Origin of the sequence: Streptomyces poriticola (assembly GCF_036689765.1) — a bacterium.
Taxonomy (GTDB): domain Bacteria; phylum Actinomycetota; class Actinomycetes; order Streptomycetales; family Streptomycetaceae; genus Streptomyces; species Streptomyces poriticola.
Genome location: NZ_JBAGKH010000084.1, coordinates 1 through 1,545 on the forward strand (window position 1 = coordinate 1; position 1,545 = coordinate 1,545).

General features: G+C 76.1%; 1 protein-coding gene. It reads left to right on the plus strand.

What is annotated here, in order from left to right; all coding sequences use genetic code 11:
* Nucleotides 1-1,545: polyketide synthase dehydratase domain-containing protein (locus V5O46_RS31535; RefSeq protein WP_332888159.1), on the plus strand; the 1,545-nt coding region annotated here is incomplete at both ends.

Below are 1,545 nucleotides of genomic sequence, written 5' to 3' on the forward strand. Positions count from 1 at the left end.
CACGACGGCCCGCGGCAACTGCTCACCAACCTCGCCGCCCTGCACACCACGGGCACCGACATCGACTGGACGGGCTGCTTCGCGGGCGTCACCGGCCATGCCGACCTGCCCACCTACGCGTTCCAGCACACGCGCTACTGGCTGACTCCCACCGGGCCGTCCGCCGGCGAACTGGCCGGAGCGGGCCTGACCGCCGCCGGGCACCCGCTGCTCGGCGCGGCCGTCGACCTCGCGGAGTACGGCGACCTCGTCCTGACCGGACGGCTCGCCGCCGACCCGGCCGCCTGGACCGCCGACCACGTCGTCCTCGGCACCACCCTGCTGCCCGGCGCGGCGCTCGCCGAACTCGCCCTCGCCGCCGGCGACCGGGTCGGCTGCGGCACCCTGGACGAACTCGTCCTCGGCGCCCCCCTGGCCCTGCCCGAGCGCGGTGCCCTGCACCTCCAGGTACGCGTGGGCCGCGCCGAAGCCGACCACCGCCGTACGGTCAGCGTGCACGCGCGCCCCGACGACGGCGAAGCACCCTGGACCCGGCACGCCGAGGGCGTCCTCGTGCCCGGGGACACCGCGACCGGCACGCCGCTGACCGAGTGGCCGCCCGCCGGCGCCGAACCGGTGGACGTGTCCGCGCTCTACGACAGCCTCGCCGACCGCGGCCTCGACTACGGGCCGGTCTTCCGCGGCGTACGCGCGGCCTGGCGGCACGGCACCGACCTCCTGGCCGAGGTCGAACTGCCCACGGAGACGGACGAGTCGGGCTTCCTGCTGCACCCGGCCCTGCTGGACGCGGCCCTGCATCCGATCGGCCTCGGCGGCCTGGTCGGCGACGGCGGACTCCCCTTCGCCTGGCACGGTCTGCGCGTGCACGCCGTCGGGGCCCGCGCGGCGCGGGTACGGCTCACCCCGCTGGGCAACGAGACCGTCGCCGTCGACCTCGCCGACGGCACCGGTGCGCCCCTGGCCACCGTCGCCTCCCTGCGCCTGCGGGCCGTCACGGCGGCACAGGCCGCCGCCGCCCGTACCCCCACCGACCCGGTCCTGCACCTGGACTGGCTCCCGGTGGCCAGCACCGCATCCGCATCCTCGGACGACACTGCCGTGGAACTGCTGCACCTGGACGCACCGCACGGACCGGATGCCGGTCCCGAGGCCGTGCGTCGGACAGTGCGTACGGCCCTCACCGCGATCCAGGAGTGGATCGCCGACGACCGTGCCGAGCGGCTGGTCGTCGTCACCCGCGACACCGACATCGGCGGCGCCGCCGTCGGCGGTCTGCTGCGCTCTGCCCAGGCCGAGCACCCGGGCCGCTTCTGCCACGTCATGCTCGACGGCCACCCCGACTCCGAGCGTGCCCTGCCCGCCGCCGCGGCTCTGGCCGACGAGCCGTGGGTCGCCGTACGCGCGGGGGAGACGTACGTACCGCGGCTCGCTCGTGCGGGTGCACAGGCGGACGGCGGCGCGCCGTTCGGTGCGGACGATGTGGTGTTGGTGACCGGTGGCACGGGTGCTCTGGGCCGTGTGGTGGCCCGGCATCTGGTGGCTGAG